At 74.7% G+C, this 2439-nt stretch carries 2 protein-coding genes; one reads left to right on the top strand and one right to left on the bottom strand.

The features are described from left to right. Positions 1 to 1154 (bottom strand): serine/threonine-protein kinase (locus tag AOK15_RS35080; RefSeq protein WP_157870467.1); only part of this gene is annotated, 1154 nt, incomplete at its 3' end. A gap of 474 nt (positions 1155 to 1628) precedes the next feature. Here AOK15_RS35080 and AOK15_RS35075 point away from each other — a divergent pair. Next, positions 1629 to 2439 (top strand): FHA domain-containing protein (locus tag AOK15_RS35075; protein ID WP_157870466.1); only part of this gene is annotated, 811 nt, incomplete at its 3' end.

Below are 2439 nucleotides of genomic sequence, written 5' to 3'. Positions count from 1 at the left end.
CGCGGCCCGGCCGGGTCGTGCGGCGGCACGGGCGGCATGACGGAGGTCGGGTCGGCGCCGCCGGTCTGCGGGAGGACGGCGGTGGGGTCGGCCGCGCCGGCGGGCTGGTTGCCCGGGCCCGAGGTGTGCGGGAGCACGCTGGTCGCCGCGTTCGGGTCGTACGAGCCGGCGTCGTGCGGCAGCACCTGGGTCGCGTCGGACGAGCCGAACGGCTCAGGGGCGCCGCCCGGTACCGGCGCGGGGGCCGGGTCGGGGACGAGGAGGTGGCCCACGCCCTCGGCGGCGGCGATCTGGAGGGAGTTGGCGTGCACACCGACGCCCTCGGCGACGACGCGGAGCGCGCGGGCGAGGTTGACGGCGCCGGGCCGTTCGTCGGGGTTCTTGCGCAGACAGCGCTCGATGACCGTCCACAGCGGGTCGGGGACGGTGGAGGGGCGGCGCGGTTCGGCGCTGAGGTGCTGGTGCAGCACTTCGAGGGCGCTCTGGCCGGCGAACGGCGGGCGTCCGGTGACCAGTTCGTAGAGCAGGATGCCGGCGCCGTAGATGTCGACGGCGGAGGTCTGCGGGCGGCCCTCGGCGGACTCGGGGGCGACGTACGCGGGCGTGCCGACGAACTCGCTGGTCCGGGTCAGACCCGGGGAGTCGGCGAGGCGGGCGATGCCGAAGTCGGTCAGCATCGGGTGCATCTGGCCCGCGTCCTGCTGGAGCAGCACGTTGGCGGGCTTGAGGTCGCGGTGGACGACGCCGTCGGTGTGGCTGGCGGCGAGCGCGTCGGCGATCTGCGCGGTGAGCAGCGCGGCGGCGACGGGCGTGAACGGGCCGTTCTCGCGCAGGTAGCGGTGCAGGTCCGGGCCGTCGATCAGGTCCATGACGAGGGCCAGGAGATCGCCCTCGACGACGAGGTCGCGCACCCGGACGATGTTGGGGTGGGTGAGCCTGAGGAGGACGGAGCGCTCCCGCAGGAACCGCATCACGATGTCCGGGTCGCCGGCGAGCTCCTCCTTGAGGACCTTGATCGCCACGGTCTCCCCGGGGTGGCCCGGCACGGCCGCCTCGGCGCCCGCCGTCTCCCGCTGGCGGGCGCGCCAGACGGTGCCTGTGGCGCCGCGTCCCAGCGGCTCCTCCAGGAGGTACTTGCTCCCTACCGGCCGCACGTCATGCGCTCCCTGCTGCTTGCTTGCCCGACCCTGTCCCGCGGGTGTTCCGACCCACTGTAGTGCGGCCATCCCCGGGACCAGGGGTCCTGTCGTCCTGCGCCTGCTGTGGCTTGCTGTGGCTTGCTCTGTGTTCCCTGTCGTCCCGCGTACGCGGATACGTACGGGTTCCCCCGTACGTTCGATGGAAAGACGCTCTTCCCCAGGCGCTCGGTTGCCCAAATCGGGCGCGGGACAGACGTGACCGATCTCAAGTGATCAATTGGCGGGCACTGGTCAGGCACTTTTGGGGGCAGAGCCGACCAATCAAGATCACTTGGCGCCGGGCGGCGGGCGTGTTGTCGGCGGCAGGTGCGAGGATGCCTCCAGTACTGGCCGACGTGCCCGTGAGCGGTGGGGGAAGTCTGCGGTGGGGACCGCGCAGTCTCGTCCTCGTCTTCGCGGGTGCCCGCGCGGAAGGGATCGCAGACGGCGATGCAGATCCGGCTGACCGTCGTAGACCCGCTGGGACCGACCTCGGAGCCGCGAGGACGCGCCACGGCCTGCGACGTGCTGGTCACGGCGCCCGCGGGGACGGCTCTCGCCGCCGTGGCGTCGGGCCTCGCCTCCGCGGTCGGGGACGGCGGCGCCGCGCAGCCGGAGCGCGGCCGGGAGGCGGGCGGCCAGGTCGTGCTGTACGCGGGCGCCGAGCGCCTCGACGTCCAGCGCTGCACCCTCGGCGAGCCGCCCCTGATCGACGGTGCCGTGCTCTCCCTCGGCGCCCCCTCCGAGCCGGGCCCCGAGGTCGACGAGGCCGCCGCCCAGCTGCATGTCGTGGCCGGCCCCGACGCCGGCGGCGTCCATCTGCTGCACGGCGGCAAGATCCACATCGGCCGCTCCGCCGACGCGGACGTCCCGCTGGACGACCCCGACGTCTCCCGCCTCCACTGCGCGGTCACCCTCTCCTCCGACGGCCGCGTCACCGTCGTCGACCTCGGCTCCACCAACGGCACCACGCTCGACGGCGAGCACGTCGGCGACCGCCCCGTCCGCCTGGCGCCGGGCGCGCTGCTGCGGATCGGCGAGTCGGCACTCCGCCTGGCCTCCTCCTCCGGCACCCGCGGCGTCGCGACCACACCCGACGGCGAGGGCCACGTCCGGGTGACCGTGGCGGCCGAGGGCGGCACGGGCGCCGGGGGCGCTTCCATGGGTGACGGCACCGCGGAGGCGGCACGGTCCGCCGGGCAGGGGCGTGCGGAGCAGAGGACGGTGCCCGGGCAGGGCGGGGCACCGTCCTCTGCTCCGC

The organism is Streptomyces ossamyceticus (assembly GCF_001418475.1).
In the GTDB taxonomy this organism is placed as follows: Bacteria; Actinomycetota; Actinomycetes; order Streptomycetales; family Streptomycetaceae; genus Streptomyces; species Streptomyces ossamyceticus.
This window is presented reverse-complemented; position numbering and strand designations above follow the sequence as displayed.